Genomic DNA, 4,484 nt, shown 5'->3' with positions numbered 1-4,484 from the left:
TGTGTGCAAATCGGTCACGATCACCGGAATGACCGGTCACGTTCGCCGGAATACGCACATGGCGCAACAGGTCTTCGTAGCTAACGGGTGACTCACTGAGTAGTTGAGAGAAGCATGAAAACCCTCGAACAGACTCAGTGTTTTCTTTTTCCTCGACGAGCCTGATTAAAGGGTTATCGATCAGCGTAATCCGTGGGGCTCTGCAAACGCCCTCGTTCACAGCACTTTGTAGGTCATAACGATAGTCACAGATCAGCTGCCCTTCTGGATCAGAGTACCGTGCCAACGCGATAGGAAGGTCATCAGAACGCCAAGGGGTTCCAGACAAGCCTAGGGTATAAGTAGCTTGATCCTGGATATTCCGAATAATCTGCTGTCCCCATGTGTTACTAAGGAGAGGATCATGACCTGCGCAGTGATGAATTTCGTCGAAGATAGCTAATACGCGGAATTTTTTAAAAATATCCCAAAATTCTTCCTGTTGGTATTCCATGGATTGGTAAGTATAAGCGGCTCCTGCGGATGCAATGACGTTTCCAAAACGCTGATCTAAAACAGCAGAAAACGTGCGCTGCATACCTGCAACCACTTCCCGCGTAGGGGCAAAGCAGATAACGAAGTCGATAAGCTGTTCTTCAAGCAACCACTTGGCCAATTCGGCGGCAAGACGCGTTTTCCCGCTACCCGGGGTTGCCTGAACGAAATAATCACGGTGGCACTGATAGTGTGCTTTGGCCTTGTCTAAACAGTCCGCTTGCCACTTCCGCAATACAATCATGAGCCACTGAGGCGGCTTATGGCCTTTTCTAAAGCACTGACATGGCCTAAAAGACGTGAGCTACGCTCGTGAGCACTGCGGTAGTCAATTGAAAGGCTATTATTAAGCTCCGGATGGTCCCTCATAAGCTGCTGGAAGGCCTCCACTTCCCCTAAAGATTCCAAAAACCGGCTTTGCGCCTCATTTAACTTTTTTTCCAATACAGTGTAGCTATCGGCAGGCGCCTTTGCTGCTTGCCTATTCTCTTCGCTATTTGACTGGCTCGCATCATGGGTGACTGACTCATTCGATGTTTGAGGATGAGTACGTTGTAGCCATGAGACAAAGTCATCTTCATCAGTATCAAGATCAGCTTCTATCAACATAGAGCTTACATGGTACTTCTGGCCGCGGCTCTTTATCTCACTATCCTTCTCTACAAACTGGGCCTTAATTAACTTTCTGACGCGCTCATAAATAAAGCGACGCAGTGGCGCTTTATGCACTGGATTTATGTCGTATTGCTCAATGTACTGATCCCGGAGGCTTTGAACGCAGAATGTAACATTTTCTGGTTTCAGTAAGAGTTCAATGATTCGCCTATCTATGCTCGGGAGGTTACGGGACATGGGTATGGGCATCAAAGGAGTGAAAATACGGATTATAAGCCGTGGCTCGATAGGCCGCAACGCTCGATAGTCCTGCCTCATGACCAATGAGGCAGATATGGAAGAGCTGGCAGTCGCTATCGGAAAAAACATTAGGGAAAAGCGCCGAGCGAATGGCCTCTCTCAGGATCGCTTTGCATTAGTAGCAGGCATTGATCGTAGCTACATGGGAAGGATAGAGCGTGGAGAAGTGAGCATCACCATTGAGATGCTGTATAGGATCGCAGCGACATTACAGTGCGAGCCGATAACCTTGCTCCCTAAGATGTCTTCTATACGTTTACCTAACCCTCGTAAGGCTAATAAGGGACGATTTAATTAAGGACGATAGCCGTTTCTACGATGAGAGATGTGACTCGATAGTTGTTTGAGGTGGCATTTTTGCGGTAGGTCTGCAACGTGCATAACAATACTCAAGCAGGCACAAAGCTATCTACTTCCATCCGAGCAACGCAATTTAGTGTATTGATTGCTCTTATTCAGCGCCGACCCGAACGGCCTCTACGAAATGGCTCTTTGTTGTAATGTTCAGAACTCATCTTCATTAATTAATCGGAACACCATTCTCTTGGCATGGCTAAGATCACTCTTAGCCAGCACGTACCAATCGTACACTTCGCTTCCTGGCAACATTTCCTGACCCACTGCACAGCGATCCCGCTCGTAACGAAACCTTGTACCCGCTGGCGATTGCCATTCGACAACGTTTTCACCATTAAAAACCGGGTTCAAATCACTTATTTTTCGTATAGCCATCGTAGCCAGCCACCTGAAGTATATTTATCTTTCTTAATTTATTGATTTGGTTCACTTTAACGCTAATCGCCGACAGGTTGCACGTGGTACTTGAAGGCCAAAAGGAGCCGATAGAATCACGACCTAGCGCCAGACGGGCAATAGGTGGCTTGAGCAGTACCTGGCCAAAACCACACGGCTGGTTGAATATGATAAATTTATAGATAACCGCGACGAGCGTAGATTATCCAACTACGGTCGGCCTGGATGCCGTTATTTAAACGAGGCTGTCTCAAAGATAATCACCCTCGTTTCGGAAATTTTTATCTTAACGAAACAAGTCATAATGCGAACCCTAAACACCGAAGGAGAGTCTAGACATGCCATCTTTATCGCCTGATGCTTTGGCTATACTTCTCCCTCTCGGCATTCTTTTCTCCGCTCTACTCATGTTCGGAGCCGGCCTTGTATGGGCCCGCTACCGCGATTACCAGAACGAAAGGCAAGATCGAGAAAAGTTAATTCAAACTATTTTGGACCAGATCGAACCTTGGGCAGGCTCTCGATCCTCCGCCTGGGCATGGTATCAAACATATCCCATTTCGGCCCTCGGTGGACAGACAGCCCAGCAACTAGCCGCTCAAGGAAAAGCTTACGAGGTAATCGCGTACATAGCCCATATTCGCCAGGGCGGATATGCTTAACCCGGCCTATCGCTTGTTTTACGTTTTATGTAGCTTTCAGTACGCGTAACCACTGAGTAATACCGGATAGTCCCGTTTGTATAGCGATGGTAGGAATCAGACCGTCGCTAACCGGCCAATAGAAGACTTTCAGATATTTCGCATATATGCCTAAATATTATATTAAATCAGATAACCCAACGACCACTATCTCATCTAATTCTGTAGACGGTTTCCCCATCAATGTAGCGACGCTGATGGCAAAGGCCCCTAACGCTCAGGAGAGCGCTAGGGGCCACTGCTTTAGAGAACCTTATTCAGCTCCCCATAGTCCCCTCCAACACGCAACATCACGGTCACGTCGTTATCATTGCGATTACGAAAGAACCAACCGTGGTTACCGGTGAACGCGGCTTCCAGTTCACCCTCATCTTCGGGCACGCCGCGTCCTTTCTCATAGCTAATCGAGTTGCCATTTCCGTCACCGTGTGTGTCGAAATTAAGTGGCCCCCCATCGGAAGCCCAAGCGAATGTCGCGACAGCGCCTTCTTCCATCGTCAGCTTGTACTCGGTGCCCTCGCCCGGTGTGAGGGTGAAGCTCACTTCATCGCCCCATGTGGCAGCTTCTTCAGTTGCCTGGGAGGCTGCCTCCTCAGCGGCCAAAGCGTCAGCAAGCGCTAAGCTAGCCTCGGGCTGCACCATCTCTTGGTCAGATACCGAGGAGGCTACTTGCTCCGGCTCTACATCTGATGCTTGTTGAGCAGCAGTGTTTGCAGCCGTGGGCTGGTTATCACTTGCTGATTCTTGAGGTGCAGTGGGTTGTGATGCCTGCATGGCAGCGGCTTCGTCATTAGCCTGGTCAAGCTCGGCCTCCTCGGCCAGTTGGGCCTTGATTTCACCCATCTCGGTCAGCCCCAACAAGCGGCCCGCGCCGGTGGGGTCGATGGCATACTCTGCGGGCAGCACCACGGTGACCAACAGGGCAATAGCTATTACCGCCGCCAGCAACGTAGATCGAAGTAATTTACCCGTCGAAGGTAACTCAGCACGGGTAGGAAGATCGGTATTGTACATTTGGGTCTCTCCTGAATTAGGCGATGAAATAGCCGGTGAGCTGATAACCGACCAGCATAAAGCCAGCGCACATCATGGCGACGTTAGCGGTATAGGCGTGGCGTAAGAAGCCATTGGTGCTTCGCCAGAACCCCATCACGATAAGGATGGCACTTAGGGCCAGTAGCTGGCCGATCTCTACCCCAACGTTGAACGCCAGGAGATTGGGGACCAATCCATCAGAAGAGATATCGTACTCAATGATCTTGCTCGACAATCCAAAGCCATGGAACAGGCCGAAGACCAACGTCGCCACCTTGGTATTGGGCTGAAAGCCGAACCAGCGCTGATAAGCACCGATGTTATCGAGTGCCTTGTAGACAACGGAGAGACCGATGATGGCATCGATGAGGTAGCTATTGATGCCGATATTAAAGTACACCCCCAGCAGCATGGTCGTAGAGTGACCGATGGCGAAGAGGCTGACGTAGATGGCGATATGCTGCATTCGATAGAGGAAAAAGATCACCCCTAGCAAAAACAGGATGTGGTCATACCCCGTCACCATGTGCTTGGCACCGAGATAGC

7 protein-coding genes are annotated in these 4,484 nt (G+C 49.6%); 2 read left to right on the top strand and 5 right to left on the bottom strand.

Annotation, left to right across the window (positions count from 1 at the left end; translation table 11 throughout):
* Positions 1 to 778: DEAD/DEAH box helicase (locus CXF87_RS11580; protein ID WP_198556071.1), on the bottom strand; the 778-nt coding region annotated here is incomplete at its 3' end.
* A complete protein-coding gene (locus CXF87_RS11575; RefSeq protein WP_022522215.1) occupies positions 775 to 1,386 on the bottom strand; it encodes a hypothetical protein in 612 nt (203 codons plus the stop codon). The genes CXF87_RS11575 and CXF87_RS11580, both read right to left, overlap by 4 nt.
* A gap of 97 nt (positions 1,387 to 1,483) precedes the next feature.
* On the opposite strand from CXF87_RS11575, the gene CXF87_RS11570 reads away from it, so the two are divergent.
* Positions 1,484 to 1,747 carry a helix-turn-helix domain-containing protein gene (locus CXF87_RS11570; protein WP_101146727.1) on the top strand — a complete coding sequence of 88 codons (264 nt, stop codon included), beginning with the start codon at positions 1,484 to 1,486 and terminating at the stop codon, positions 1,745 to 1,747.
* 206 nt (positions 1,748 to 1,953) lie between these two features.
* On the opposite strand, the gene CXF87_RS11565 is transcribed toward CXF87_RS11570, so the two are convergent.
* Positions 1,954 to 2,181 (bottom strand): hypothetical protein, encoded by a 228-nt coding sequence (locus CXF87_RS11565; RefSeq protein ID WP_022522212.1) that lies wholly within the window; start codon positions 2,179 to 2,181, stop codon positions 1,954 to 1,956.
* Positions 2,182 to 2,540: 359 nt separating this feature from the next.
* Here CXF87_RS11565 and CXF87_RS11560 point away from each other — a divergent pair, with 359 nt between their 5' ends.
* The gene (locus CXF87_RS11560) at positions 2,541 to 2,864 is read left to right on the top strand and encodes a hypothetical protein (RefSeq protein ID WP_053856994.1); all 324 of its coding nucleotides are present in this window, start codon (positions 2,541 to 2,543) and stop codon (positions 2,862 to 2,864) included.
* A 282-nt stretch (positions 2,865 to 3,146) separates the two neighbouring features.
* On the opposite strand, the gene CXF87_RS11555 is transcribed toward CXF87_RS11560, so the two are convergent.
* Positions 3,147 to 3,917, bottom strand: coding sequence for a hypothetical protein (locus CXF87_RS11555; RefSeq protein WP_022522210.1), 771 nt, complete (start codon positions 3,915 to 3,917; stop codon positions 3,147 to 3,149).
* 16 nt (positions 3,918 to 3,933) lie between these two features.
* Positions 3,934 to 4,484: HupE/UreJ family protein (locus tag CXF87_RS11550; RefSeq protein ID WP_101146726.1), on the bottom strand; the 551-nt coding region annotated here is incomplete at its 5' end.

Origin of the sequence: Halomonas sp. MES3-P3E (assembly GCF_002836035.1) — a bacterium.
Lineage (GTDB): Bacteria > Pseudomonadota > Gammaproteobacteria > Pseudomonadales > Halomonadaceae > Vreelandella > Vreelandella arctica.
The sequence above is the reverse complement of the archived record's forward strand: the minus strand, read 5'-3'. Positions and strand labels throughout refer to the sequence as shown.